Raw genomic sequence first — 26,697 nt, 5'->3', positions numbered from 1 at the left:
CGGCCGGCGGACTCCGACCGCGGGAGGTGCCGCGGCTGCAAGGACCAGTCGGTCCGGCCCCCAGGACAGGGAGAGGGGCGCCGGCACGGCCGTGTCGAGGACGCGACCAGGAGATGGATGGGACCGCGGAGTGCGGGGCTACGACCGCTACGAGGTTGAGGATCACCTCTCCCAGTTCGAGGCCGAGATGGATCGGACTCGCAAGGAGCGTGACAAGACCGCCGAGCATGCCGAGGACCTCGCCTACCAGGTGGAGGTGCTCAGGGCCAAGCTGCACGAGGCCCGTCGGCAGCTCGCCCAGCCGCGTGCCTTCGATTCCGTCTCCGGGCAGGCCGAGCAGCTCCTGCGCAACGCGGAGATGCAGGCCGAGCAGCTCCGCGCGGACGCCGAGCGCCAGCTCCGCGAGTCGCAGGCCGCCACCCAGCGGATGCTGGCCGAGGCCGCCGAGCGCACCGCCCGCCTCGAAGCCGAGTTCGCGGCCCGCCGGCGGCAGCTGGAGGACGAACTCACCGAGTTCCGCCGCTCCGCCGAGCGCCACGTCAACGAGAATGTCTCCTGGGCCGAGCAGACCCGGGCCGGCACCGAGCACGAGGCCCAGCGCATGCTGGTCGAGGCCCGCGCCGAGGCCGAGCGGATGGTCGCCGCCGCGCGCGCCGAGGCCGCCGCCCTCGCCGACCAGGCCCGCGCCCAGACCGCCGCCGACGTCGACGCCGCCCGCGGCGAGGCCCAGGCCGCTGCCGAAGCCGCCCTCCAGCGCGCCCAGACCGACGCCGAACGCCTGCTGCGCGCCGCCTCCGAGCAGGCCCAGCAGGCCAGCGCCCAGGCCGAGGAAATGCGCGGCACCGCCGCCAGCGAGGCCCAGCACCAGCTCGCCGAGGCGCACGCCGCCGCCGACCAGCGGCTCGCCCTCGCGCAGGCCGAGATCACCGAGCTCAAGCGGCGCGCCCTGGAGGACCAGGACCGCGCCGAGGCCGCCCTCGCCCGGGCCCAGGCCGAGATAGAAAGGCTCCGTGCCGAGGCCATCGCCGAGGCCGAGCGCGCCCGCCAGGAGGCCGCCGACCAGCTCGCCGCCGCCCGCGACGCCGCCGAGCGCCTCCAGGCCGACGCCGCCGTCGCCGCCTCCCGCCGGGTCGCCGACGGCGAGGCCGCCAGCGAGCAGCGCTCGCTGACCGCCAAGGCCGAGATCGCCAAGATGGTGGCCGCCGCCACCCGCGAGGCCGACCTGATCAAGGCCTCCGCCGCCACCGCCAAGGCCGAGGCCGACGCCGCGAAGGCCGCCGCCGCCGAGGAGGGCGAGCGGCTGCGCGGCTCCGCCCAGTCCGTCGCCGCCCAGCTGCGGGCCGAGGCCGAGGCCGCCATCGCCGACCTGCGCGCCGAGGCCGAGGGCGAGCTCGCCGCGCTGCGCGGTGAGGCCGAGGCCGCCGCGCAGGCGCTTCGGGCCGAGGCCGAGGAGCGCGGACGCGCCAACGGTGCCAAGGACGCCGCCGTCCACCTCGCCAAGGCCGCCAAGCAGGCCGAGGAGGTGCTCGCCCGGGCCGGCCGCGACGCCACCACCACCCGCGAGGAGGCCGCCACCGAGGCCGACCGGCTGCGCACGGAGGCCGCCACCGAGGCGGACCGGCTGCGCGCCGAGGCCATGGCCTCCGTCGAGGAGGCGCAGAACGCCGCCCTCGACGACGCCGCCTCCATCCGCGAGCAGATGGAGCGGATGCACGAGGACGCCGCCCGGCTCCGCGCCGAGGCCGAGGAGCTGCGCGCCCAGGCCGCAGCCGAGGCCGACCGGGTCCGCGGCGACGCCCGCCGGCAGGCCGTCGTCCAGATCGAGGAGTCCGCGCGCAGCGCCGAGGAGCTGCTCACCCGCGCCAAGGCCGACGCCGACGACCTGCGGGCCGGCGCCACCACCGAGACCGAGCGGGTGCGCGCCGAGGCCAAAGAGCAGGCGCTGGCCACCCAGGGCCGCGCCGAGCAGACCCTCGCCCGGGCCAGGACCGAGGCCGAGAAGCTCATCGCCGCCGCCGAGCGCGAGCGCGGCGAGTCGCTGGCCGCCGCCCGTGCGGCCGCCGCCGACAACCGGGCCGCAGCCGAGCGCGAGACCGCCGAACTGCGCCGTACGGCCGCCGAGCAGGCCCAGCAGGTCCGGGCGGAGGCCGACACCGACGCCGAGGCCGTGCGCACCGCGGCCGCAGAGGCGGCCGACGCCCTCGCCGCGCAGGCCGCGGCCGCTGCGGAGAAGCTCACCGCCGACGCCGCCGCGGCCGCGGAGCAGCTGGGCGCCGCCGCTGCCCGGGATGCCGACGCGGCCCGCGAGCAGGCCAGGACGGCCGCCGACACGCTGCGCGCCGAGACCGAGGACTGGGCCCGTACGGAGCGCGCCGAGGCCGAGGCCGAGGCCGCCGCACTGCGCGAGGAGGCCCGCCGGGAACGCGAGGCCGCCGCCGCAGACCTGGAGCGGGAGCAGACCGAGACCAGGGAGCAGCTCGCCGCCGCCCGCGCCGCGCGCGAGAGCGCCGAGCGCGAGGCCGCCGAGCTCACCGTGCGCACCGCGGCCGAGACCGCGGCCGCCATGGAGGCGGCCGGGTCCGACGCCGAGCGCCTGCGCACCGAGGCCGCCGACGCGCTGTCCGCGGCCCGCGAGCAGGCCGCGGCGCTCACCGCCGAGGCCACCGCCGACCGCGAGGCCGCCCGCACCGAGGCCGCCGAGACCCTGGAGCAGGCCCGCACCGAGGCCGCGGACGCCCTCTCCACCGCCCGCGAGCAGGCCGCGGCGCTCACCGCCGAGGCCACCGCCGACCGCGAGGCCGCCCGCACCGAGGCCGCCGAGACCCTGGAGCAGGCCCGCACCGAGGCCGCGGACGCCCTCTCCACCGCCCGCGAGCAGGCCGCGGCGCTCACCGCCGAAGCCGAGGACGAGGCTGCGGCCACCCGGCAGTCGGTCGCCGGGCTGCACGAGTCCGCCTCGCAGCAGATCGCCGGCCTGCGGGCCGCGGCCGAGCGCGAGAGCGCCGCGCTGCGGGAGGAGGCCGAGGGCATCCGCCGGAAGGCCGCGGACTTCGCCGAGCAGCAGCGGGCCGAGGCCCAGGAGCAGGCCCGCCGGGTGCTCGCCGACGCCGAGGAGCAGGCCCGCCGGGCCCTCGCCGAGGCCCAGGAGCAGGCCGCGGCCGCCCTCGCGGAGTCCGAGGAGTTCACCGCCGCGCTGCGGGCCGAGGCCGAGGAGTACGCGCTGGCGACCCGCTCGCTCGCGGACGACTACGACGCCGACGCCCGCAGCCGGGCCGACGCCTTCGACCGGGAGACCCGCGAGGCCGCCGAGCAGTTCGACCGGTCCACCCGCGAGCAGGCGACCACCGTCCTGGAGCGCGCCTTCGCCGACGCGGAGCAGCTCGCCGACGACGCGCAGACCACGGCGCTGGCCACTACCGCGGCCGCCGAGGAGCAGGCCGACGCGATGGTGGCGGCCGCCCGCAAGGAGTCCGAGCGGCTGGTCGCCGCCGGCGAGGCCGCCGGCCAGGCCGAGGTGGAGAGGGCCCGCTCCGACGCGGACGCCATGCTCTCCGAGGCCCGCCGGGACGCCACCGCCGTCCGCGAGCGCGCCGAGGAACTGCGCGAGCGCACCGACGCCGAGATCGAGGCGCTGCACGAGCGGGCCCGCAAGGAGAACGCCCAGGCCATGAAGTCGGCCGGCGAGCGGGTCGACACCCTGGTCACCGCCGCGCAGGAGCAGCTCACCGAGGCCGAGGAGCAGGCGGTGGCCGCCGTCGCCGAGGCCGAGGAGCGGGCCGCCAAGCTGGTCGCCGCCGCCGAGGAGCGGGCCGCCGAGCTCACCTCGGAGGCGTCCGCGGAGGCGAGCAAGGTCCGCATCTCCGCCGTCCGCAAGGCCGAGGGCCTGCTGAAGGGCGCCGAGCAGAAGCTCGCCGACTCCACCGACCGCGCCGAGAAGCTCATCGTCAAGGCCGAGGCCAAGCTCAAGGACGCCGAGGAGGAGGCCGGCCGGCAGGTCGAGGAGGCCGCCACCGCGGTGGAGAAGCGCCTGCAGCGGGCCGACGAGTCCGCCGCCGAGCAGCTGCGGCTGGCCGAGGAGGAGGCCGAGCGCCTGCTCGGCGAGGCCCGGGCCGAGGCGCAGCGCCTGACCGACGAGGGCCGACGCGAGCTGGACGAGCTCGTCCGGCGCCGCAAGGACATCAACACCGAGATTTCCAGGGTCCAGGACGTGCTGTCCGCGCTGGAGGCCTTCGAGGCACCGTCACCGGTGCAGCAGGCCAACGGGGGAAACACCAAGAAGGACGGGGCGTCCAAGGCAGGAGCCGGAGTGGGCGCCCAGCGTTCGGGAGGCAATCGTCCCGGAAACGCGCCACCCGATTGAGCGGACATTGTCCGCGCTCCATCGGCATTTCGCCGATGACACTCCGGTAACGTGTCAGGATTCCCTCAACCATCTCAGCGGTTTGACGACAGGAAGCCCAGAACCCCATGAGCGACAGTCACTCCTCACGGCTTCGACCTGGTGCGCCGTGGGTACGAGCGCGCCCAGGTCGACGAGCGGATCACCAAGCTGGTGGCCGATCGTGACAGCGCGTTGGCCCGGATCGGTGCGCTGGAGAAGCGCATCGAGGAGCTGCACCTGGAGACCCAGACCGCGCAGGCCGCGGTGACCGAGGCCGAGCCCTCGTACGCCGGTCTCGGTGCCCGGGTGGAGAAGATCCTCCGTCTCGCCGAGGAGGAGGCCAAGGACCTGCGCGACGAGGCGCACCGCGCCGCCGAGCAGCACCGCGAGCTCGCCGAGGCCGCCGCTCAGCAGGTCCGCACCGAGGCCGAGAGCTACGCCAAGGACCGCAAGGCCAAGGCCGAGGACGAGGGTCTGCGGATCGTCGACAAGGCGAAGAGCGACTCCGCCCAGCTGCGCGCCGAGGCCAACAAGGACGCGCAGAACAAGCGCGAGGAGGCGGACGCCCTCTTCGAGGAGACCCGCACCAAGGCCGCGCAGGCCGCGCTGGAGTTCGAGACCAACCTGGCCAAGCGCCGCGAGCAGTCCGAGCGCGACCTGGCCGCCCGCCAGGCCAAGGCCGAGAAGCGCCTCGCCGAGATCGAGCACCGCGCCGAGCAGCTCCGCCTGGAGGCGGAGAAGCTGCGCACCGACGCCGAGCGCCGGGCCCGCCAGACGGTGGAGACCGCGCAGCGCCAGGCCGAGGACATCGTCGCCGACGCCAACGCCAAGGCCGACCGCGTCCGCAGCGAGTCCGAGCGCGAGCTGGCGGCGCTCACCAACCGCCGCGACTCCATCAACGCCCAGCTGACCAACGTCCGCGAGATGCTGGCCACGCTGACCGGCGCGGCCGTGGCCGCGGCCACCCTGCCGTCCGACGACGGCCTGGGCGTGCCCGCCCAGCAGTCCCGCTGACACCGTAGCGCCCAGGGGCGCGGGTGGCAGGTGCACCAGGAGGAGGCCCGGGCGGCCGCCCTCCGCAGCACCGGCCGTCCGCGCCCCTGCGCGTGCGAGGACCGGCTGTTCACCGAACGGCCCGTCAGCCTTCAGTCCGAATCCGCGCGGCGGACGGTGCGGCGGCCCGATGCTGATCAGCCATGCGACTGACCCGAATCGCCCCGCTCTCGGCCGCCGTCCTGGCGCTGCTCGCCCCGACCGCCGCCTCCGCCTCCGGCGTGCCCGCCCCGACGCACGACGGCGGATGGACCTACCGCAACCCGGCCGCCATCGGCGGCGGCCTGAACCTCGGCGGCTTCAGCGACCTCGTCCCGGCCGACGACTCCGGCCGCGAGTTCTGGACGATCACCGACCGCGGCCCGAACGCCGACGCCCCGGCCGACACCGACAAGATCTTCCTGAAGCCCGACTACACCCCGCAGATCCTGCGCATCCGGCTGACCCGCGACGGCGGCATCGAGATCGTCCGCCGGATCCCGCTGCGCGTCCCGCGCGGGCAGGCCGACCCGGTCACCGGCACCCGCTTCCTGACCGGCCTGCCGCCCGCCGCGCTCACCGCCGAGCGGCCCGTGGACGTCCACGGCGCGGCGCTCCCCAACGACCCGTACGGTGTCGACAGCGAGGGCCTCGTGCGGGCCCCCGACGGCTCGTTCTGGGTCAGCAGCGAGTACGGCTCCAGCGTGCTGCACTTCTCCGCGCAGGGCGTCCTGGACACCGTCCTGGTGCCGGCCGGTTCGACGTTCGGCGCGCCCGGCGCGCGGGTCCTGCCGATCCTGCCCGCGATCGAGGCCAAGCAGAAGAACAACAAGGGCCTGGAGGGCCTCACCATCTCGGCCGACGGCCGGACCCTGTACGCCGCGCAGCAGACCCAGCTGGCCAACCCGGACGCCAAGGCCGCCAAGAAGTCGCTGGTGCAGCGGGTCTTCCGGATCGACATCGGGCACCGCACCCCCTCCGTCACCGGGGAGTTCGCCTTCCTGCGGGAGGCGGACAGCGCCACCGACGGCGGCTGGTCGACCTCCTCGGTGAACTGGCTGGGCACCGACCGGCTGCTCGTCGAGGAGCGGGACGCGCTGCGCCCGACCGCGCACACCCGGCTCTTCGAGGTGGACTTCCGCGCGGCCACCAACCTGCTGGGCACCCGGTGGGACGACCCGGCCACCGTGCCGGCCCTGGAGCTGGACGCCTCCTCGGTGACCGTCGGCACCAAGCGGCTGGTGTTCGACGCCGCCGCGGCGGGTGTGCCCAACGGCAAGCTGGAGGGCATCGCGCTGCGCCCGGCCGGGCACGGCACCGCCGAGCTCTACCTGGTCGACGACAACGACTTCGGCGTCGACTCGTTCAAGGACGGCGCGGTCGTCCCGAACAACGCGGACACCCGCGTCGACCGCTACACCCTGCCCAAGGGCACCGTGCAGATCGACCGGCACTGACCGGCCGGGCCCGCGGGGCGGTCCGCACCGCCCGCCCCGCGGGCCCCGGCCCTCAGTCGTCGCCAGCGGCGTCGTCAGCGGCGGTACGGAACGCCCCGGGCGGCCGCTGGTGGCCGCAGTCCAGCGGGCTGCCGTGCTCGTCCTCGACGGTGCCGAAGAACGAGTTGCAGCACACCTCCACGCTGTCGCCCCCGTGCCTCACGGCGAACACCGGGCCGCTCTGCACGGGGCCGCGGGACACCACCTGGACGACCTCGCCGGGACGGAGCCAGTAGTCCTCGCCGAGCGGCTCCAGCATCAGCAGGAGCAGGTCCTCGCCCTGGTTGGCGACCTCGGTGCGGCCGGTCTCCGGCAGCTGCTCCCAGTGCCATCCGACGGCGTCCGCCTCCGCCATGGCCTCGGCGAGGCCCTGGACCAGGTCGGGCGCGGGCTCCGGTACCGGGGCGCCCTTCAGGAGGGCGACCGTGCGCCGGGCCGCGGTCATCCTCGGACGCGCTTGAGGAGGTCGCGGACGGCCGCGTCGAAGGTCTCCGGCGCCTCCAGGGAACTGAGGTGGCCGACCGCGGGGATGACGGTCAGCTCGGCGTCGGGGAGGGCCTCGGCCATCATCCGGGCCTCGGTCAGCGGCGTGACGGTGTCGGCCTCGCCGACGATCACCGCGGCGGGCACCCGCACCCCGGCCAGCACCTCCAGGGAGTCGCCGCGGGCGGCCATCGCCCGCTGCGCCCAGGCGACCGCCGACGGCGGCGCCTCGGCGATCATGGCGCGGACCCGGGCGGTCAGCGCGGGGTCGGTGGCCGGCCCGAGCAGTCCCTCCTCGATCCGCTCGTCGGCGAGCAGTTGCACGCTCATCCGGGCCTCCACCGCGCGGGCGATCCGCTCCCGGTTGGCGCGCGCCCGGTCGGTGTCCACGGTGGCCTTGGTGTCGGCGAGCAGCAGGCCGGCGAGGCGGTCCCCGTGGCGGCGGGCGAAGGCCATCGCCACGTAGCCGCCCATCGAGAGGCCGCCGACCACGGCGCGCTCCACCCCGCCGTCGTCGAGCAGCCGGGCCAGGTCGTCGGCGACGAGGTCGAGCGAGGGCTCGTCGGCGCCCAGCGGCACGCTGCCGAAGCCGCGCTGGTCGGGTGCGATCACCCGGCAGGTCTCGCCGGCCGCGCCGGGCAGCCGCTCCAGCTGGGCGGCCCACATCCGGGCCGAGAGCGGGAAGGCGTGCAGCAGGACGAGCGGGATGCCGGTGCCGTTCTCGTGCACGGCGGGCGCGCTGGGGTTGGTCATGCAGCCACCGTATTGCGGCTCGCCGATGCGCGGCAGCCATCACCCCGCATTGTCCCTTTTGTCATAGCCTGACGTGGACCGAGGGAGGCGCGCATGATCGAGCTGCACGAACTGACGAAGCGTTACGGCGACACCCTGGCCGTCGACCGGCTGAGCTTCCAGGTCCCCCGCGGCCAGGTCACCGGGTTCCTCGGCCCCAACGGCGCCGGGAAGTCGACCACCATGCGCATGATCCTCGGCCTGGACCGCCCGACCGCGGGCCGGGTCACCCTGGACGGCCGGCACTACGGGGAACTGAACGAACCGCTGCGCTACATCGGGGCGCTGCTGGAGGCCAAGGCGGTGCACCCCGGCCGCACCGCCTACGACCACCTGCTGTGGCTGGCCCAGTCCAACCGGCTGCCGCGCACCCGGGTGGACGAGGTGCTGGAGGCCGTCGGCCTGACCTCGGTGGCGCGCAAACGGGCCCGCGGGTTCTCGCTGGGCATGGGCCAGCGGCTCGGCATCGCCTCGGCGCTGCTCGGCGACCCGGAGATCCTCATGTTCGACGAGCCGGTCAACGGCCTCGACCCCGAGGGCATCCTGTGGATCCGCAATCTGATGAAGGGCCTGGCCGCGGCCGGCCGGACGGTCTTCGTCTCCTCGCACCTGATGAGCGAGATGGCCCTGACCGCCGAGCACCTGGTGGTGATCGGACGCGGCCGGCTGCTGGCCGATCTGTCGATGGCCGAGTTCATCAAGCAGAACTCCCGCTCCGCGGTCCGGATCCGCACGCCGCAGCCGGAACAGCTGCTGGACGCCCTGCGCACCGCCGGGCTGCGGGCCGACCCCGGGCCGGACGGCACGTACGAGGTCGAGGACGGCGACCTGGCGTCGCTGGGCGACCTCGCCGCGGAGCACCGGATCACGCTGCACGAACTCAGCCCGCAGCAGGCCTCGCTGGAGGAGGCCTTCATGCAGATGACGGCGGACTCGGTGCAGTACCACGCCGGTGACGGGCGGCCGGCGGTCGCCGCCGCCCCCGAGCCGGCATGGGGGTCCTCCTGGCAGGCCCGCGGCACGACGAACGGCAAGCAGAAGGAGAACTGAGATGGCCGCCTTCCCGGCGATCCTGCAGTCCGAGTGGACGAAGGTGCGCAGCGTCCGCTCCACCGTGTGGACCCTGGTGCTGGCGTTCGTCGTGACCCTCGGGATCGGCGCGCTGATCAGCACCCTGGCCAACAACAACTTCGCCGACTTCGCGCCGAAGAACGGGCCGTTCGACGCCACCGGCACCGCGTTCTCCGGGATCGCGCTCGGCGAGATCGCCATGGTGGTCTTCGGCGTGATGGCGATCGGCAACGAGTACAGCAGCGGCATGATCCGGGTGTCGCTGGCGGCCGTCCCGCAGCGGGCGACGCTGCTGGCGGGGAAGTACGCGGTGATCGGTGCGGTGGTGCTGGCGGTGTCGCTGCTGACCGCGTTCCTGACGTTCTTCCTCGGGCAGGCGCTGCTGGGCTCGCACAGCACCTCGCTCGGCGACCCGCACGTGCTGCGGGCGGTGTTCGGCGCGGCCGCCTACCTGACGATGATCTGCCTGTTCTCGGCCGGGGTGACGGCGATGCTGCACAACCAGACGCTCGCGCTGGGCGTGCTGGTGCCGTTCTTCTTCCTGCTCTCGCCGATCCTCAGTGCCGTCCCGAAGGTGCGCAACGTGGCCCGGTACTTCCCCGACTACGCGGGCCAGCGGATGCTGCTGGTCTACGAGCAGTCGGGGCAGCCGTACGGGCCGCTGCAGGGCTTCCTGATCTTTCTCGGCTGGACGCTGGCGGCGCTGGCCGGCGGCGCCCTGGTGCTGCGGCGGCGGGACGCCTGACCCGGCCGGCCGGGCGACCGGTGCCCGCCGGTCGGTACGGGCCCGCGGGTCAGTACTTGGGGGCGCCGCGGCCGCGCAGGATGCCCGCGCCGCGGCGCTCGCGCGCGCCCCAGCACGCCCGGTGCCAGTGCCGGCGGTCCTCGACCCCGGACGAGTGGTCGGGCCAGGCCACGACGTGGCCGGTACCCGGCGGGATCTCCTGGTCGCAGCCCGGGCAGCGGTAGAACCGGCCGGGCGACCCGGCGACCGTCTGCACGACCCACTCCTCGCCGCGATAGCTCTCGGTACGGCGCAGCGAACCGCCGAACGGGGCGACGGGACCGTCCTCGCGCTCGGCGGCGCTCTTGTCACGGTTGCGGCGGGGCGACACGTCAATTCCCTCTCGGCCGGGCGCGGTTTCCCTCCAGGGTACGGTGCCCGGAAGCCCCTGGAACGCCCTATCACGGCCTCGGCGGGAGTTCTGGTGTTTTTGCTGAGATCCACCCGATCTCCTGGGAAAATCGTGAAACAACGTGCCGTTGGCACATGACATCGGTTACTCACGAGGTGACACGGCGGGGCTCGCAGTCCCTGCGCGCACCCCAGGAGGCACCGATGACCAAGACCACCCAGCGGCCCGGCACCGACGCACAGGCGAGAGTGACCGCCGTGCCGGCAGCCGTTCCCGGGGGACGCACGACCGGCCCGCGGACACCGACCGGATCAGGGTGGGGGCCTTCCTGCTCTCCGCGCAGTTCCCCGGGCAGGGACACACCGAGGCGCTGGAACGCACCGTGGACGCCGCGGTGGCCGCCGAGCGGGCCGGCCTGGACGCCGTCTGGCTGGCCGAGCACCACTTCGTGCCGTACGGCGTCTGCCCGGACGCGGCGACGCTGGCGGCGATGCTGCTCGGCCGGACACAACGGATCGGGGTGGGCACCGCGGTGAGCGTGCTGTCGACCACCCATCCGGTGGCGCTCGGCGAGCGGGCGGCGATGCTGCACCTGGTCTCCGGCGGCAGGTTCACGCTCGGCGTCGGGCGCGGCGGCCCGTGGATCGACCTGACCGTCTTCGGCACCGGGGTGGACGCCTTCGAACAGGGCTTCCCCGAGCGCCTGGACCTGCTGCTGAGCTGGCTGCGCGGCACCCGGGTGGGCGCCGACGGCCCGCAGTTCCGCTTCCCCGAGGTGGCGGTGGTGCCGCGCGCCGCCGAGCCGGCCCGGCGTCCCGACCTCGCCGGGTGGCTCGGCCTGGAGCACGAACCGGACGCCCTGCGGCACTTCCCGCGGCAACGCCAGGACACCGGCGTCCGCCCGCCGGCCGGACCGCCCGTGGTGGTGGCCTGCACCTCGCCGGGCGGCGTCCGGACGGCCGCCGAGCGCGGCCTGCCGATGCTGCTCGGCATGCACTCCGGGGACGAGGACAAGCAGCAGATGCTGGCCGCCTACCGGGACGCCTGGCGGGCCGCCGGGCGCGGCGAGGAGCAGCTGGCCCGGGTCGAGCGGGAGCACGTCGCGGCCGGCGTCGTCCAGGTCGACGACCGGACGTCCGCGGCCCGCGCCCGGCTGCTCCGGGCCATGCCGGGCTGGTTCGAGCACGGGCTCGGGGCGCACCGCACCGTCGACGGCCGGGAGCGCCGGATGCGCGACCCGCACGCGTACACCGAACTCCTCTGCGACCTGCATGCGGTGGGCACGCCGCGGCAGTGCGCGGACCGGCTGCTGGCCACCGCCGAGCGGACCGGCATCCGCCGGTTCGCCCTGCTCGCCGAGGGCTCTGGCGACCGCGCGGCGACGCTCGACACCATCGCCCGGCTCGGCACCGAGGTGCTGCCGCAGCTCGGCTGACCGGCCGGCCGGGCAACGCCCGCGGGGCCGGCCCGGCGCCGAGCGCCGGCCGGCCCCGCGGGCGGCGGATCAGCAGTCGCGCAGTTCCGGCGACTGGTTGAGCAGCTGGGCGCGGACGGACGTGAAGCGGCGGTAGCGCTCCTCGTTGCTCTCGGACGGCGCGAACACCGCCACCCGGTGGCAGTTCTGGAACGCCAGCCGGACGCCGAAGTGGCGCTGGAGGGCGCCGCGGATCGCATCGCTGGCCATCGCGCGCAGCAGCTGTCCGCGGGCCTGCTCACTGGGCGGCGGCACGTGGTTGTCGGCGAAGTCGGTGCCGTCGACCTTCGTCTGGGCGACCAGCGAGCTGATCAGCTCCCAGGCGTACGGAAGGGAGGTGCGGACGCAGTCGACGAACTCCCTCTCGTCGACCTCGCCTCTCTCGGCCATCTCGAGCAGGGCCGGTGAGACGTCGAGCGACATGGGTTCTCCTCTCGCGGTCCACCCCGGCGCGGCCCGCCGGAGGGGTCTTGCGGTTGGTGCAGGCTGGTGCTCGGTGGGGCGGGGACGGACCGTCGCCGCGACCGGGCGTGACACCCGGTCGGACGGACGGAAGGCCAGAAGTGACCCGCGGGGCCCGCACGGGGCCCGGCGAGTACGTCGACGACGCGCGAACGGCACCCGGGCAGACGGATGACACCCGGGCATGCGTCGGCACCGCAGCGCGGTCTGCTGCGACGACGGCCGTTCACACCAGGGTGACAGGCCATCGCTCAGCGCGACGGCCGAATGCATCGAATACCCTCGGATTCACGGCCCGAGGACCCAGATTGGCCGGAACGTGCCGCAGGGTTCACCTCAACTCCCCCTCCCCGCCGGGCGGAGTGCGACCGGCCGTGCCGGACGGACCGGCCGTGCACGGCGCGTGACCGTGCGGTCACCATGGTCGGGCGTGGCTGCGGATTCTTCACCCCGTCGTCGCGGAATCGCATCAACTGGCCCCGGTGGGCTAGCGTGGTCGACCGTGCGTCTCGTAATTGCCCGCTGCTCCGTCGACTACGCCGGTCGGCTCTCCGCCCATCTCCCGTCCGCCACTCGCCTGATCCTGGTGAAGGCCGACGGGAGCGTCAGCATCCACGCCGACGACCGTGCCTACAAGCCGCTCAACTGGATGTCGCCGCCCTGCACGCTCAAGGAGGCGGACGGCACCTGGACGGTGGTCAACAAGGCCGGCGAGAAGCTGATCATCACCCTCGAAGAGGTGCTGCACGACTCCTCGCACGACCTCGGTGTCGACCCCGGCCTGGTCAAGGACGGCGTCGAGGCCCACCTGCAGGAGCTGCTCGCCGACCGCATGGAGGTGCTCGGCAGCGGCTGGTCGCTGATCCGGCGCGAGTACCCCACCGCGATCGGGCCGGTCGACATCCTGTGCCGCGACTCCGACGGTGCGACGGTCGCGATCGAGATCAAGCGCCGCGGCGAGATCGACGGCGTCGAGCAGCTCACCCGCTACCTCGAACTCCTCAACCGCGACCCGCTGCTGGCCCCGGTCAAGGGCGTCTTCGCCGCGCAGGAGATCAAGCCGCAGGCCCGCGTGCTGGCCACCGACCGCGGGATCGGCTGCGTGGTGCTCGACTACGACGAGCTGCGCGGCATCGACGACGACAAGCTGAAGCTGTTCTAGGCCGGGGCAGCCAGACCCCTAGGGCGTCGCACTGCTGGAGTCGGACGCCGAGGGAGAAGCAGTCGGCGGGCTGCTCGAAGCGCTCGCCGACGGCGACGTCGACGGGGATTTGCTGCCGGTCGGCGAGGGTGAGGACTTGGTCGGCCCTCCGCCCGGGGCGGAGGTGCTCGGCTTCGCCGAGGTGGGCCGACGGCTCGCGCCGCTGCTCCCGCTGGGGTCGGCGTCGGCCGACGGGCTCGCGCTCGCGGACTCGGACGGCGCGTCGGTCGTCGACGGCGACAGCGAGGCGCCGTCGCCCGACGAGGTGTCGTCCGGCAGCGGGGCGTCGTCGACCGAGGTGCCCGAGCTCGGCTTGGGGCCGGCCGCCGGATCCGAGCCGGAGACCGTCAGACCGACCGCGGTGCCCAGCACGCCGAGCGCCAGCACGGCGGCCGAGGCCGCCATCGCCGTCCGCCGGGCATCGCCGTGCCGCAGGCCGCGGAAGCGCCGCGGCACCCGGGCGATGGCCGCCCGGATGACCGGGCGGCGGCCGCCCGCGGGCGCACCGTCCGATCCGGCGGTGAGCTGCCGGGTCTCCGACAGCAGCAGGTCCAGCATCCGCCGGCCCGCGGCGCCCGACCTCGGGTCGCCGAACGCGGCCCGCAGCGCGACCGCCGACTCCAGCTCCGCCAGCGCCCGCGAGTCGGCTCGGCAGCAGAACGCCAGCACACCCAGCTCGTGGTGGAACCAGGCCTCCTCCGGGGTGGCGCCCACGGCGCGGGCGGCCTCCAGCCCGAGCTGCAGGACACGCTCCCAGGCACCCCACCGCATCGACAGGGCCAGCGCGGGCGCCGCCGCCATGGCGAGGCGCAGCACGGCGTAGGGACGGTCCGCCTCGCGGTCCGCGACGAGGGCGCCGATCAGCACCTCCGCCTCGGCGGCGATCTGCTCGACCGTCACCGAGCCGTGCCCGACCCACCAGGAGAAGTGCTCGGCGGCGCCGTACGCGACGGTGCCGGGGTCGAAGCGCGGGGCGAGCAGCTCGGGGACGCCGGTGGTCAGCCGGTGGTGGCCGCCGACGGAGACCGCGAGCCCGGCGTCGACCAGTTCGCGCAGCGCGCTCTCGCCGAGGCCGACGTCGATCAGGGCCGGCAGGTGCGGTGCGGTGGGGCACTCGCCGCCGAACGCGAGGGCCAGCCGCAGGACGGCCTGCGCGGGCTCGCTCAGGCCCTCCGCCAGCCGGACGGCGGGCGCCGCGCTCTCGGCGACGGTCGGCAGCGGTACGGTGCGCCGGAGTTCACCCTCCAGCAGGGCCGGGTCCTCGGGGTCGGGTATCTCCTGGACGAGGCCGAAGACGTGGCTGCGGTCCTCGTACGCGGCGACCAGGGTGTCGACCGCCAGGTCGCGTTGGCGCAGCAGGGCCGCCGCCTGCACGAAGCGCAGCGGCAGGCCCTCGGACTCGAACCAGAGGTCGACGGCCCAGGCCCGCTCGGACTCGTCCAGCTGACGGCCCGCCAGACGCCCGGTGAGGGAGAGGCAGGCGGTGCGGGACAGGCCCGCGACCGGGTGCTCCTCCATCCGGATCCCGAGCGGGAGCTGGCCGCTGCCCGGCGGCACGGTCACCACGAAGGCGCACTCGGGCGCGGTGGTGAGCAGGTCGTCCAGCTCGTCGTCGGAGATGTCGAGGTCGTCGATCACGACCACGGCGCCGACCTGGGCGAGCAGGGACTTCAGGTTCTGCGGGTCGGGCCGGTAGTCGGGGGCCTGGTGGGTCGCGGCGAACAGGCCCTGGAGGAGGTCGGCGGCCGTCCGGTGGTAGCCGCTGAGCCGGACGACGCCGTCGGGGGCGATGTCCGCGGCGGCCTCGGCCACGGCGGCGAGCAGGGTGGAGCGGCCCGAACCGGCCTGGCCGACCAGACGGATCGAGCGGCCCTCGGCGAGACGGCGCACCAGGTGGGCGATGTCCGCCTCGCGGTCGAGCAGCGGGAGCTCCGACGGGGCGCTGCCCATCGCGAGCGGGCCGACCGCAGGGCTGGGGCCGAGCTCCGGCCGGCCCTGGGGCCGGTCGTGGACGCGGCGGGGCTCGGGCAGCCAGCCGTCCGGGCAGGGGCGTGCCTCGGACCCGTCCGGTCCCCCGACGGCCAGCAGCAGGTCACCCGAGACGATCTCCCCGGTGCGGGGGCGCACCCCTCCTGCCCGAAGTCGGTCGGCTGTCCCACGTCGCGCTCCACCCTTGATAGGCCGCCCGGCGTACGTCTGCGTCCGGGGCGCCGGCTGTCCGTCGACCGTTCGACGGACGCCCTTGCGGGCCCGTGCGGCCGTACTTCTGAGCGCAGACTCTCGCACACTCGTGAGCCGGAGCACAGACCGGTCCCCCGTTGGACGTGCGCAGGGGTGCGGAGCGGGCGCCGCGGCGGGTCGGCGGGGTACCGGGAGGGGTGGCCGGCGCGCTCGGCCCGGCGCCATCGTGCGGGTCTCCGCCGGGTGCGGTGCAGGGCCCGCGGAGAACCGAACTGCGGCCTGCAGGCAGCGGATCGGAGCCCCCTGGGGGAGGACCGACGCGGCGCTAGAGGGAAGGCAGGGCCAGCGGCGCGGCGGGGAGGCCGCCGAGAGCGGGCAGTGTGGAGCCGTACGCGTCCGGGACGGTGCCCTCGACGGCGAGGATGCGGTGCAGCCGGGTCGCCACCAGGAGGCGCTGGAGCTGGGCCGGGACATCGCGCAGGACGAGCCGCCGGCCGATCCGGCCGGCCCGGCGGTGGGTGCCCATGATGACGCCGAGGCCGGTGGCGTCCCAGAACTCCAGGCGGCCGAGGTCGAGCACGAGATCCCCCTGGCCGCCGTCGACGGCGGCGTGCAGCAGGGCCCGGGCGTCGGCGGCGCTGCGCACGTCGAGTCGGCCCTCGATGGCCAGACCGGTCTGGTCGCCGGTGATCCGCACGCTCTCCTCCTCCGCTCGCCGATGGGTGGTCCGGGGCTCGGGTCGGCCGGGCGCGGTTGCGCCGCGCGCCGAGGGCCGCGCCGGTCTCCCCTCATCTGACGGTGAACCAACTCCGCAGGTTTCGCCCCTTCGGCGGAGTCCCACTCAACTTCACCCGTCCGAGGGAATATACGCAGGAACTCCCCATACCTACGCGCGATTCCGGCGCAAATCACCCGTCTGCGGCAGCATCGTGAGGAAACTCACCCGCCCGGGCGCCCCGCCGTGAGAACCGGGTCACACGGCGGCCGTACGCCGGACGGAGCACGGCCGCCGCGCGGATCAGCCCTCGTAGGGGTAGAACCCGCGGCCGCTCTTGCGGCCGAGGTCCCCGGCGGTGACCATCCGCGCCATGACCTCCGGCGCGGCGAACTTCTCGTCCTGGGTCTCGGCGTAGATGTTGCGGGCCGCGTGCAGCAGGATGTCGACGCCGGTGAGGTCCGCGGTCTGCAGCGGGCCCATCGGGTGGCCGAAGCCGAGCCGGCAGGCGGTGTCGATGTCCTCGGCGGTGGCGACGCCCGACTCGTAGAGCTTCGCCGCCTCGACGACCAGCGCGGTGATCAGACGCGTGGTGATGAAGCCGGCCACGTCGCGGTTGACCACCACGACCTCCTTGCCGACGCCCTCGGCGAAGGCCCGGGCGACGGCCAGTGCCTCGTCGCTGGTCTTGTAGCCGCGCACCAGCTCGACCAGGCGCATCAGCGGCACCGGCGAGAAGAAGTGCACGCCGACCACGCTCTCCGGACGCGAGGTCGCGGCGGCGATCCGGGTGATCGGGATGGCGGAGGTGTTGGAGGCCAGCACCGCGCCGTCCTTGGCCAGCTTGTCGAGCTCGCGGAAGACGCCCTCCTTGACGTCCAGCTGCTCGAAGACGGCCTCCACCACGATGTCCGCGTCGGCGACCGCGCCGAGGTCGGTGGTGGTGGTGATCCGGCCGAGCGCCGCCTCGGCGTCCTCGGCGGTCATCCGGCCCTTGCCGACGAACTTCTCGTAGGAGGCGCGGATGCCGTCCAGACCGCGCTGCAGCGCGGCGTCCGTGACGTCGCGCAGCACCACCGGGTGGCCGGCCTGCGCCGAGACCTGGGCGATGCCGGCGCCCATCAGGCCCGCGCCGATGACGGCGATCCGCTGGGTGGGTGCGTTGCTCATGGCTTGGTCTCCCGGGTCCGTCCTCAGGGCGGCCCTGGGCAGGGATCACCCCCGGAGCCGCGCCGCTCACGGCCCGGACTCTAATGCCCGCGCGGCCCCCGTGGTGAGATTGGAGGGTGTGATCTGTGCCCGACGGCGAAGGGGTTTCACGCAATGACCGGGGTGCACCCGCTGGAGGTGCTGCTGATCGGCCTGGCCGTGGTCGCGGTGCTGGTCGTCCTGCTGCGCTGGACGTACGGGCGCGGCAGGTCGCTGGTGCAGCGGCGGCCCCGGGCCGGCAATCCGGACGAGTACGGGCTGCTGGTCACGGTCGCCTCGCCCGCCGACCGGGACGAGGCGCGCCGGATGTCGGGCGTGCTGACCGCCGAGGGCGTACGGCACACCCTGGTGGCCACCAGCGCGGGCCCCCGGCTGATGGTCTGGCCGGACGACGCGCTGCGCGCCAGACAGGCGCTGGAGCGCCGCTGACGGCCCGTCATCGGCCCGTCCGGGAGCCCGCCGTGGCGCTACCGGTTCTCGCCGGGGACCCAGAGCACGTCGCCGCGCTCCGCGTTGGCCGCCCGGGCCAGGATGAACAGCAGGTCGGAGAGCCGGTTGAGGTACTTCGCGGTCAGCGGGTTGACGGTGTCGCCGTGCTGGTCGATCGCGGCCCAGGTGGCCCGCTCGGCGCGCCGGACGACGGTGCACGCGAGGTGCAGGTACGCGGCGCCCGGGGTCCCGCCGGGGAGGATGAAGCTGCGCAGCTTCTCCAGGGTCTCCAGGTAGTGGTCGCAGTCCGATTCGAGCCGGTCGATGTAGCCCTGCTCGACCCGCAGCGGCGGGTACTGCGGGTTCTCCACGACGGGCGTGGCCAGGTCGGCGCCGACGTCGAAGAGGTCGTTCTGGATCCGGGTCAGCACCGCGGAGACGTCGGCGGGCAGGGCGCCGGCGGCGATGGCCACTCCGATGGCGGCGTTGGCCTCGTTGGTGTCGGCGTACGCGATCAGCCGCGGATCGGTCTTGGTCGTCCGGCTCATGTCGCCGAGCGCGGTCGTGCCGTCGTCGCCGGTCCGGGTGTAGATACGCGTCAGGTTCACCATGGCGGCAGCCTAGCGCGGCCGGCCGGCCGCGGTTAGGAGACGTTAACCACGCTGCCGAAGGTCTGTCGCTACGCGACGTTCACCTCCCCCACCCTCCGGGCGGGGGACCTCCACGCCCGAGGGTCCCGTCGCTACGCGACGTTCACCCTCTGCCCGGGCGGGGCGGCTTCGAGCCAGGCGAGGAAGCCGGTCAGGGCGTCCTCGCTCATGGCGAGCTCCAGGGGGTGCCGTCGTGCAGACAGCGGAGCACGACGGAGCCGGAGAGCAGTGCCAGCTCCTCCTGGCCCTCCGGGTATCGGCGGCCGAGCACCTCGATCTGGGTGCGCGGCAGCGTCCGGCGGGGCCGGGGCGCGTAGGAGAAGACCCGGAACCACTCGATGGAGTCGCCGCTGTACCGCCCGATACCGAAAACCCACCCCTTGCCGTCGGTCGTGGGGACCGGGGCCGAGGTGGGTTGGCCGTTCTCGTCGAGGTCGGGCTGCGTCGAGGCGTCGGCGGGCATTTTCAGGCGGTAACTGCAGTCGAACGTGCCGCCGACCCGCTGGATCACCCGCCGGCGTACCGCGAACGCCACCAGTCCGATCACCGCGGCCGCCACGACCGCCGCGCACACCACAAGGGCGAGGACCATGCTCACCGACCTCCTCGCTCCCTGCGTCCCCGTGTCGGCCGTGTCACCGACCGCGCTGTCCTACCAACTGATACGACAGTCCCGGGGTCACGCTTCCGCGTCCCCGGGACCGTCGGTCGACCCTACGCGAGGGTCATGGGCTCAGGCGTGGGCCTTGAGTCCGCCCGCCGCCACGAGCCGCACCTCGGCGCGGCGCTCGGCGTGCGCGTCGAGCTCGCTCTGGGCGCTGTCCAGCGCGCGCTGGGCGCGGGCGACGTCGATCTCGTCCGCCAGCTCGGCCACCTCGGCGAGGATGGAGAGCTTGTTGTCGGCGAAGGAGATGAAGCCACCGTGCACCGCCGCGACGACGGTGCCGCCGTCGGTGGTGCGGATGGTGACCGGACCGGTCTCCAGCACGCTCAGCACCGGGGTGTGCCCGGGCATGATGCCGGTGTCACCGGAGGCCGTACGGGCGACAACGATGGTGGCCGCACCGGACCACACCTTGCGGTCGGCTGCGACCAGCTCGACGTGCAGCTCAGCCAACGTGGGCTCCTAGGCTCTTGAAACCGTCGATCACTCGCCGGTTTCGGTAAGAATAACGGGCCCGCACCCCCGGTATGAAACCAAGGACACGGAGATGACCGGGATCACAGCCGGTCGAGGCGTGAGGGGTGGCCCCCAGGGACGGGGACCACCCCTCACGGTCGGTCGGCCATCAGCCGGCCTGATTACTTCTTCGCCAGCTCGGCAGCGTTCTTCTCGAGGTCCTCGATGCCACCGCACATGAAGAAGGCCTGCTCCGGAGTGGAGTCGTACTTGCCGTCCGCGATCGAGTTGAAGGCCTCGATCGTCTCGGCCAGCGGCACGGTCGAGCCCTCGACACCGGTGAACTGCTTCGCCACGTAGGTGTTCTGCGAGAGGAAGCGCTCGATGCGACGGGCGCGGTGGACGGTGATCTTGTCGTCCTCGCTGAGCTCGTCGATACCGAGGATCGCGATGATGTCCTGGAGGTCCTTGTACTTCTGCAGGATCCCCTTGATACGGATGGCCGTGTCGTAGTGGTCCTGCGCGATGTAGCGCGGGTCCAGGATGCGGGACGTGGAGTCCAGCGGGTCGACGGCCGGGTAGATGCCCTTCTCGGAGATCGGACGGGAGAGAACCGTCGTCGCGTCGAGGTGGGCGAAGGTGGTGGCCGGCGCCGGGTCGGTCAGGTCGTCCGCGGGGACGTAGATCGCCTGCATCGAGGTGATCGAGTGACCGCGGGTCGAGGTGATGCGCTCCTGCAGGAGGCCCATCTCGTCGGCCAGGTTCGGCTGGTAACCCACCGCGGAGGGCATGCGGCCGAGCAGGGTCGACACCTCGGAACCGGCCTGGGTGAACCGGAAGATGTTGTCGATGAAGAGCAGAACGTCCTGCTGCTCCACGTCGCGGAAGTACTCCGCCATGGTCAGCGCGGAGAGCGCGACGCGCAGGCGGGTGCCCGGCGGCTCGTCCATCTGGCCGAAGACCAGCGCGGTCTTGTCCAGAACGCCCGAGTCGACCATCTCGTGGATGAGGTCGTTGCCCTCACGGGTGCGCTCGCCGACACCGGCGAACACCGAGACACCACCGAAGTTCTCGGCGACGCGGTAGATCATCTCCTGGATCAGAACGGTCTTGCCGACACCGGCACCACCGAACAGACCGATCTTGCCACCCTGGACGTACGGGGTGAGGAGGTCGATGACCTTGATGCCGGTCTCGAACATCTCGGTCTTGGACTCGAGGTCCTTGAACTCCGGGGCCTTGCGGTGGATCGGCCAGCGGACCTCGACCTGCGACTCGAACTCGGCCTTGTCGACGTTCAGCACCTCACCGAGGGCGTTGAAGACCTTGCCCTTGGTGATCTGGCCGACGGGGACGGAGATGGCCGAGCCGGTGTCGGAGACCTCGGCGCCGCGGACGAGACCGTCGGTCGGCTGCATCGAGATGCCGCGGACCAGGCCGTCGCCGAGGTGCTGGGCAACCTCGAGGGTCAGGATCTTCTTGCCGGTGCCGTCGGGGTTGTCCACCTCGACGTGCAGGGCGTTGAACATGTCCGGAATGGCGTCGACGGGGAACTCCACGTCGACGACCGGGCCGATGACCCGCGCGACGCGGCCCGTCGCCGTGGTCGGCTCAACAGTGGTGGTCATACTCATTCGCTCCCCGCGCTAGCGTCGGCCAGGGCGTTCGCGCCACCGACGATCTCGCTGATTTCCTGGGTGATCTCGGCCTGACGGGCCGAGTTGGCAAGCCGCGTCAGCGACTTGATGAGCTCGCCGGCGTTGTCCGTCGCGCTCTTCATCGCACGCCGGCGGGCGGCGTGCTCGGAGGCGGCCGACTGCAGCAGCGCGTTGTAGATCCGGCTCTCGACGTACCGCGGCAGGAGGGCGTCCAGGACGCCCTCCGCCGACGGCTCGAAGTCGTACAGCGGGAAGATCTCGTGCTTGGCCTTCGACTCGTCGCTCAGCTCGACCTCGTCGAGCTTCAGCGGCAGCAGTCGGGCGTCCACGGCGTTCTGCGTCAGCATCGACACGAACTTGGTCGACACCAGGTGCAGCTCGTCCACGCCACCGGTCTCGGCCGTGAAGGCCTCGATCAGGTCGCTCGCCACGGCCTTCGCGTCACCGTAGGTCGGCTTGTCCGAGAAGCCCGTCCACGACCCCGCGACCTTCAGGTCACGGAAGTTGTAGTACGAGACACCCTTGCGGCCGACGATGTACGTCACCACGTCCTTGCCCTCTGCGCGGAGCCGCTCGCTGAGCGAGACGGCCTGCTTGATGGCGTTGGTCGAGTAGCCGCCCGCCAGACCGCGGTCCGCCGTGATCAGCAGGACGGCGGCCGTGGTGGCGTTCGGGTTCTCGGTGGTGAGCGGGTGCTTGGCGTTGGACCGGGTGGCCACCGCCGTCACCGCCCGGGTGAGCTCATCGGCGTACGGAGTGGAGGCGGCCACCGCGCGCTGCGCCTTGACGATGCGCGACGCGGAGATCATCTCCATCGCCTTGGTGATCTTCTTCGTCGCGGTGACAGAGCGGATCCGGCGCTTGTAGACCCGAAGCTGTGCTCCCATGGGTCGTTACGTCCTTTCCTCGTTACCGGACTCAGGCCTGCTCGGACAGGAGCTTGCCGTCGGCCGTCGTGAAGCCCTGCTTGAAGCCCTCGATCGCGCTGGTCAGCGCGTCGATGGTGCCGTCCTCGAGCTTCTGGGTCTCGACGATGCCGGCCAGGATGCCCTTGTGCTCGAGGCGCAGGTGGTCCAGGAACTCGCGCTCGAAGCGACGGATGTCGGCGACCGGGACCTCGTCCAGCTTGCCGGTGGTGCCGGCCCAGATGGAGACGACCTGCTCCTCGACGGGGAACGGCTGGTACTGGCCCTGCTTCAGCAGCTCGACCATGCGCGCACCGCGCTCCAGCTGGGCCTTGGAGGCCGCGTCCAGGTCGGAACCGAAGGCGGCGAACGCCTCCAGCTCGCGGTACTGGGCGAGGTCCAGGCGCAGCCGGCCGGCGACCGACTTCATGGCCTTGATCTGGGCGGAGCCACCGACGCGGGAGACCGAGATGCCGACGTTCACGGCCGGGCGGATGCCGGCGTTGAACAGGTCGGACTCCAGGAAGCACTGGCCGTCGGTGATGGAGATGACGTTGGTCGGGATGTACGCCGAGACGTCGTTCGCCTTGGTCTCGATGATCGGCAGACCGGTCATCGAGCCCGCGCCCAGCTCGTCGGAGAGCTTCGCGCAGCGCTCCAGCAGGCGGGAGTGCAGGTAGAAGACGTCACCCGGGTAGGCCTCGCGGCCCGGCGGGCGGCGGAGCAGCAGGGAGACGGAGCGGTAGGCCTCGGCCTGCTTCGACAGGTCGTCGAAGATGATCAGGACGTGCTTGCCGTCGTACATCCACTCCTGGCCGATGGCGGAGCCGGTGTACGGGGCGAGGTACTTGAAGCCGGCCGGGTCCGAGGCGGGAGCAGCCACGATGGTGGTGTACTCCAGCGCGCCGGCCTCCTCCAGGGCGCCGCGGACGGACGCGATGGTGGAGCCCTTCTGGCCGATGGCGACGTAGATGCAGCGGACCTGCTTCTTCGGGTCGCCCGAGCGCCAGTTGTCGCGCTGGTTGATGATCGTGTCGATCGCCACCGCGGTCTTGCCGGTCTGGCGGTCGCCGATGATCAGCTGGCGCTGGCCGCGGCCGATCGGGGTCATCGCGTCGATGGCCTTGATGCCGGTCTGCATCGGCTCGTGGACCGACTTGCGGACCATGACGCCGGGGGCCTGCAGCTCCAGGGCGCGGCGGCCGGTGGAGGCGATGTCGCCCAGGCCGTCGATCGGGTTGCCCAGCGGGTCCACGACACGGCCGAGGTAGCCCTCGCCGACCGGGACGGAGAGGACCTCGCCGGTGCGCTGCACCGTCTGGCCCTCCTCGATGCCCGAGAACTCACCGAGGACGACGACACCGATCTCACGGGTGTCGAGGTTCAGCGCGAGGCCGAGGGTGCCGTCCTCGAACTTCAGCAGCTCGTTGGCCATGACCGAGGGCAGGCCCTCGACCTTGGCGATACCGTCCATGGCCTCGGTGACCGTGCCGACCTCTTCACGCGAGGCCGCGTCCGGCTGGTACGACTGGACAAAGTCGGCCAGCGCGTCCCGGATCTCCTCCGGACGGATCGTAAGCTCCGCCATCAGGCTTCCCTGCTCTCCTAGTTTGCGATCCTCGGCCCGCCATTGAGGGCCGCAAGTGCTCGACTCTCGGCCGGGTCGGGTGAACCGGCCGTTCGTTTTGCCGGTCCACTCGTGTGAACCGACGCCCGACCGAGGGTCGGATGATGCTCTGTTGTCAGCCTTCGAGGCCCTGGCGAGCGCCCTCAAGGCGGCTCGACACCGTGCCGTCGATGACCTCGTCGCCGATCTGCACCCGGACGCCGCCGACGACCTGCGGGTCGACGTCGATGTTCAGGTGGACCTGCTTGCCGTACAGCCCGGCCAGGCCCGCGGCGAGCCGCTGCTTCTGGCCGTCCGAGAGCGGAACCGCGCTGGTGACCAGGGCCACCACACGGCCGCGACGGGCGGCTGCGAGCTTGGAGTAGGACTCGAGGCCCTGTTCCAGGCTACGACCACGCGGGGCGGTGACCAGGGAGACGACCAGGCGGACGGTGCCCGCGTCGGCGCGGCCGCCGAGCAGCTTCTTGACCAGCTCCGCCTTGGCGGCGGCACCGGCCTTCGGCTCGGTCAGCGCGGCGCGCAGCTCGTGCGAGCCCGCGACGACGCGGCCGAACCGGAACAGCTCGTCCTCGACGTCGTCCAGCTGACCGGTCTTCTCGGCGGCGATGACCTCGGCGTACGCGGAGAGTTCCTCCACCGCGTCGACCAGGTCACGCGCGCCGGACCAGCGGGACCGGACCAGCCCGGAGACCAGGTCGACGGTCTCGCCGGAGACCTGGCCCGACAGCAGGGTGCCGACGAAGGTCGCCTTGTCCTGGCCGGACCGCGACGGGTCGGTCAGGACACGGCGCAGCGAGACCTCGCGGTCGAGCAGCGCCGTGACGGCGGTGAGTTCCTGGGCGAGCTCGGCCGCGTCCACCGAAGTGTTGTCGGTCAGGCTCTCGAGGTTCTCCCGGCCGGCGGCCAGGGCCTCACGGCTGGCGCCGATCACTTGGCACCCGCCGAGGCGGCGGCCTTGGCCTCGAGCTCGTCGAGGAAGCGGTCGATCACGCCGCTCTGGCGAGCGCTGTCCTCGAGGGACTCGCCCACGATGCGGGAGGCCAGCTGGGAGGCCAGCGAACCCACGTCCTGGCGCAGGGCGGCAGTCGCCTGCTTCTTGTCGGCCTCGATCTGGGCGTGGCCGGCGGCGACGATGGCCTCGCGCTGGCGCTGGCCCTCCTCGCGCATCTCGGCGATCAGGGCAGCGCCCTGCTCACGGGCGTGCTCGGTGATACGAGCGGCCTCGTGACGCGCCTCGGCGAGCTCGGCCCGGTACTGCTCCAGCAGGGCCTGAGCCTCGGCCTGAGCGGTTTCCGCGCGCTCCATGCCGCCCTCGATGGCGTCCCGGCGCTCCGACAGCACCTTCTCGATGCTGGGGAGGAGCTTCTTGCCGAGAAGACCGAAGACGATGAAGAAGCAGAGCAGGCCGATGATGACCTCGGGCCATGCGGGGAGGAGCGGGTTCATCTGCTCCTCGGCCGCAAGGGCGAAACCGGGGTTCATATCAGAACCTTTCGTCGAAAAGGGCTACCGGTGCGCCGGACTTACTTGCCGTAGACGAACGGCATGACGATGCCGATCAGCGCGAGCGCCTCGGTCAGCGCGAAGCCGATGAACATGTTGGAGCGGATCAGGCCGGCAGCCTCGGGCTGACGGGCCATGGCCTGCACACCGTTGCCGAAGATCAGACCAACACCGATGCCGGGGCCGATCGCGGCGAGGCCGTAGCCGATGGAAGCGACGGAACCGGAAACAGCGGCGAGAGCGGACATCTCAGCTCATCCTTTACGGGGTGGAGAACCGGTGGGTGTTGGCCACCGGGAGTTCGGGGCGCAGCCTTCGGGCTGCGGGGCTCAGTGCGCCTCTTCGAGGGCACCGGCGATGTAGCTGCTGGCCAGCATCACGAAGATGTAGGCCTGCAGGAACTGGACCAGCAGCTCGAAGCCGGTCAGCGCGACGGCGACCACGAACGACACCGAGCCGTAGAGGGCGCCGATGCTCGGGCTGAGCAGGTACCAGGAGGCGACCGAGAAGACCACGATCAGCAGGTGACCGGCGAACATGTTCGCGAACGCTCGGACCGCGAGGGTGAACGGGCGCACGAAGATGTTCGAGAAGAACTCGATGGGCACCAGGATGAACATGACCCAGCCGGGGATGCCCGACGGCCAGCAGAGGTTCTTCATGCCGCCGACGAAGCCGTGCTTCTTGAAGGTCAGCCCCATGTAGGTGATCCACACCACCGCCGCCAGGCCCACCGGGAATGCGATCCTCGACATCACCGGGAACTGCGCGAACGGGATGATGGACATGATGTTCATGATCCACACGAAGAAGAACATCGAGACCAGCATCGGGACGTACTTCTCGCCCTTTTTGCCGATGGTCTCCAGCACGATGCTTCGCTTGACGAAGTCGTAGCCGATCTCACCGACCAACTGGAGCTTGCCGGGCAGCAGCTTCGGCTTGGCGAACGCGGCCCAGAAGAACCCGACGACCAGCAGAGCGCAGATCATCGACAGCAGCATCGGCTTGGTGAAGTCGACGCCGCCCACCGTGAAGATCGGCTTGAAGTCGAACTCGTTCAGGCCCGGCGCCGGGAAGCCGCAGCCGGAGTTCAGGTGGCACCCGGCCTCGGAGGCGAGCTGGTACTCAGCACCCACCACAGACTCCTTCGTCATGACGCATGGTTACGG

24 protein-coding genes and 1 pseudogene are annotated in these 26,697 nt (G+C 72.9%); 8 read left to right on the top strand and 17 right to left on the bottom strand.

Annotation, left to right across the window (positions count from 1 at the left end; translation table 11 throughout):
* The first annotated feature begins 130 nt into the window (after positions 1–130).
* From ABEB13_RS26080 to ABEB13_RS26070, 3 genes are all read left to right on the top strand, one after another.
* A complete protein-coding gene (locus ABEB13_RS26080; RefSeq protein ID WP_345707430.1) occupies positions 131–4,360 on the top strand; it encodes a hypothetical protein in 4,230 nt (1,409 codons plus the stop codon).
* A 138-nt stretch (positions 4,361–4,498) separates the two neighbouring features.
* The gene (locus ABEB13_RS26075; protein WP_345709825.1) at positions 4,499–5,395 is read left to right on the top strand and encodes a coiled-coil domain-containing protein; all 897 of its coding nucleotides are present in this window, start codon (positions 4,499–4,501) and stop codon (positions 5,393–5,395) included.
* A gap of 182 nt (positions 5,396–5,577) precedes the next feature.
* The gene (locus ABEB13_RS26070) at positions 5,578–6,870 is read left to right on the top strand and encodes an esterase-like activity of phytase family protein (RefSeq protein ID WP_345707429.1); all 1,293 of its coding nucleotides are present in this window, start codon (positions 5,578–5,580) and stop codon (positions 6,868–6,870) included.
* A gap of 52 nt (positions 6,871–6,922) precedes the next feature.
* On the opposite strand, the gene ABEB13_RS26065 is transcribed toward ABEB13_RS26070, so the two are convergent.
* On the bottom strand, positions 6,923–7,354 hold the full coding sequence (locus tag ABEB13_RS26065; RefSeq protein WP_345707428.1) for a hypothetical protein: 432 nt from the start codon (positions 7,352–7,354) through the stop codon (positions 6,923–6,925).
* The gene (locus ABEB13_RS26060; RefSeq protein WP_345707427.1) at positions 7,351–8,145 is read right to left on the bottom strand and encodes an alpha/beta fold hydrolase; all 795 of its coding nucleotides are present in this window, start codon (positions 8,143–8,145) and stop codon (positions 7,351–7,353) included. The genes ABEB13_RS26065 and ABEB13_RS26060 overlap by 4 nt, the downstream gene beginning before the upstream one ends.
* A gap of 93 nt (positions 8,146–8,238) precedes the next feature.
* On the opposite strand from ABEB13_RS26060, the gene ABEB13_RS26055 reads away from it, so the two are divergent.
* The gene (locus ABEB13_RS26055) at positions 8,239–9,234 is read left to right on the top strand and encodes an ABC transporter ATP-binding protein (protein ID WP_345707426.1); all 996 of its coding nucleotides are present in this window, start codon (positions 8,239–8,241) and stop codon (positions 9,232–9,234) included.
* A 1-nt stretch (position 9,235) separates the two neighbouring features.
* Positions 9,236–10,000 carry an ABC transporter permease gene (locus ABEB13_RS26050; RefSeq protein WP_345707425.1) on the top strand — a complete coding sequence of 255 codons (765 nt, stop codon included), beginning with the start codon at positions 9,236–9,238 and terminating at the stop codon, positions 9,998–10,000.
* Positions 10,001–10,049: 49 nt separating this feature from the next.
* On the opposite strand, the gene ABEB13_RS26045 is transcribed toward ABEB13_RS26050, so the two are convergent.
* Positions 10,050–10,370, bottom strand: a complete 321-nt coding sequence (locus ABEB13_RS26045) for an ATP/GTP-binding protein (RefSeq protein WP_100888506.1) — start codon at positions 10,368–10,370, stop codon at positions 10,050–10,052.
* 331 nt (positions 10,371–10,701) lie between these two features.
* On the opposite strand from ABEB13_RS26045, the gene ABEB13_RS26040 reads away from it, so the two are divergent.
* Positions 10,702–11,826 carry an LLM class flavin-dependent oxidoreductase gene (locus ABEB13_RS26040; protein ID WP_345709824.1) on the top strand — a complete coding sequence of 375 codons (1,125 nt, stop codon included), beginning with the start codon at positions 10,702–10,704 and terminating at the stop codon, positions 11,824–11,826.
* 69 nt (positions 11,827–11,895) lie between these two features.
* On the opposite strand, the gene ABEB13_RS26035 is transcribed toward ABEB13_RS26040, so the two are convergent.
* Positions 11,896–12,288, bottom strand: coding sequence for an SCO5389 family protein (locus ABEB13_RS26035; protein WP_345707424.1), 393 nt, complete (start codon positions 12,286–12,288; stop codon positions 11,896–11,898).
* Positions 12,289–12,829: 541 nt separating this feature from the next.
* Between ABEB13_RS26035 and nucS the strand changes: the two genes are divergently transcribed.
* On the top strand, positions 12,830–13,489 hold the full coding sequence (gene nucS / locus ABEB13_RS26030; RefSeq protein WP_100888508.1) for an endonuclease NucS: 660 nt from the start codon (positions 12,830–12,832) through the stop codon (positions 13,487–13,489).
* Positions 13,490–13,507: 18 nt separating this feature from the next.
* On the opposite strand, the gene ABEB13_RS26025 is transcribed toward nucS, so the two are convergent.
* From ABEB13_RS26025 to ABEB13_RS26015, 3 genes are all read right to left on the bottom strand, one after another.
* The gene (locus tag ABEB13_RS26025) at positions 13,508–15,655 is read right to left on the bottom strand and encodes an ATP-binding protein (protein ID WP_345707423.1); all 2,148 of its coding nucleotides are present in this window, start codon (positions 15,653–15,655) and stop codon (positions 13,508–13,510) included.
* A 379-nt stretch (positions 15,656–16,034) separates the two neighbouring features.
* Entirely contained in the window at positions 16,035–16,406 is a 372-nt protein-coding gene (locus tag ABEB13_RS26020) for an STAS domain-containing protein (protein WP_345707422.1), read from the bottom strand.
* A 321-nt stretch (positions 16,407–16,727) separates the two neighbouring features.
* Positions 16,728–17,594 (bottom strand): 3-hydroxyacyl-CoA dehydrogenase family protein, encoded by an 867-nt coding sequence (locus ABEB13_RS26015; protein ID WP_100888511.1) that lies wholly within the window; start codon positions 17,592–17,594, stop codon positions 16,728–16,730.
* A 153-nt stretch (positions 17,595–17,747) separates the two neighbouring features.
* Here ABEB13_RS26015 and ABEB13_RS26010 point away from each other — a divergent pair, with 153 nt between their 5' ends.
* A complete protein-coding gene (locus ABEB13_RS26010) occupies positions 17,748–18,062 on the top strand; it encodes a hypothetical protein (RefSeq protein WP_345707421.1) in 315 nt (104 codons plus the stop codon).
* A gap of 38 nt (positions 18,063–18,100) precedes the next feature.
* Here ABEB13_RS26010 and ABEB13_RS26005 read toward each other — a convergent pair whose 3' ends face one another.
* From ABEB13_RS26005 to atpB, 10 genes and pseudogenes are all read right to left on the bottom strand, one after another.
* Positions 18,101–18,673 carry a cob(I)yrinic acid a,c-diamide adenosyltransferase gene (locus ABEB13_RS26005; RefSeq protein ID WP_100888513.1) on the bottom strand — a complete coding sequence of 191 codons (573 nt, stop codon included), beginning with the start codon at positions 18,671–18,673 and terminating at the stop codon, positions 18,101–18,103.
* A 131-nt stretch (positions 18,674–18,804) separates the two neighbouring features.
* Positions 18,805–19,304, bottom strand: a pseudogene (locus ABEB13_RS26000) (DUF2550 domain-containing protein).
* A 141-nt stretch (positions 19,305–19,445) separates the two neighbouring features.
* Entirely contained in the window at positions 19,446–19,829 is a 384-nt protein-coding gene (locus ABEB13_RS25995) for a F0F1 ATP synthase subunit epsilon (RefSeq protein WP_100888515.1), read from the bottom strand.
* A gap of 185 nt (positions 19,830–20,014) precedes the next feature.
* A complete protein-coding gene (gene atpD, locus ABEB13_RS25990) occupies positions 20,015–21,460 on the bottom strand; it encodes a F0F1 ATP synthase subunit beta (protein WP_345707420.1) in 1,446 nt (481 codons plus the stop codon).
* 2 nt (positions 21,461–21,462) lie between these two features.
* A complete protein-coding gene (locus ABEB13_RS25985) occupies positions 21,463–22,377 on the bottom strand; it encodes a F0F1 ATP synthase subunit gamma (RefSeq protein WP_345707419.1) in 915 nt (304 codons plus the stop codon).
* Between the two features lie 31 nt (positions 22,378–22,408).
* Positions 22,409–23,983, bottom strand: a complete 1,575-nt coding sequence (atpA, locus tag ABEB13_RS25980; protein WP_345707418.1) for a F0F1 ATP synthase subunit alpha — start codon at positions 23,981–23,983, stop codon at positions 22,409–22,411.
* A gap of 154 nt (positions 23,984–24,137) precedes the next feature.
* Entirely contained in the window at positions 24,138–24,953 is an 816-nt protein-coding gene (locus ABEB13_RS25975) for a F0F1 ATP synthase subunit delta (RefSeq protein WP_345707417.1), read from the bottom strand.
* Positions 24,950–25,504 (bottom strand): F0F1 ATP synthase subunit B, encoded by a 555-nt coding sequence (locus tag ABEB13_RS25970; RefSeq protein WP_100888520.1) that lies wholly within the window; start codon positions 25,502–25,504, stop codon positions 24,950–24,952. The genes ABEB13_RS25975 and ABEB13_RS25970 overlap by 4 nt, the downstream gene beginning before the upstream one ends.
* 41 nt (positions 25,505–25,545) lie before the next feature.
* Positions 25,546–25,773, bottom strand: coding sequence for an ATP synthase F0 subunit C (atpE, locus tag ABEB13_RS25965; RefSeq protein ID WP_100888521.1), 228 nt, complete (start codon positions 25,771–25,773; stop codon positions 25,546–25,548).
* Positions 25,774–25,854: 81 nt separating this feature from the next.
* A complete protein-coding gene (gene atpB, locus ABEB13_RS25960; protein WP_486335367.1) occupies positions 25,855–26,664 on the bottom strand; it encodes a F0F1 ATP synthase subunit A in 810 nt (269 codons plus the stop codon).
* Between the last annotated feature and the right edge of the window lie 33 nt (positions 26,665–26,697).

The sequence above is a fragment of the Kitasatospora paranensis genome (genome assembly GCF_039544005.1).
In the GTDB taxonomy this organism is placed as follows: domain Bacteria; phylum Actinomycetota; class Actinomycetes; order Streptomycetales; family Streptomycetaceae; genus Kitasatospora; species Kitasatospora paranensis.
This window is presented reverse-complemented; position numbering and strand designations above follow the sequence as displayed.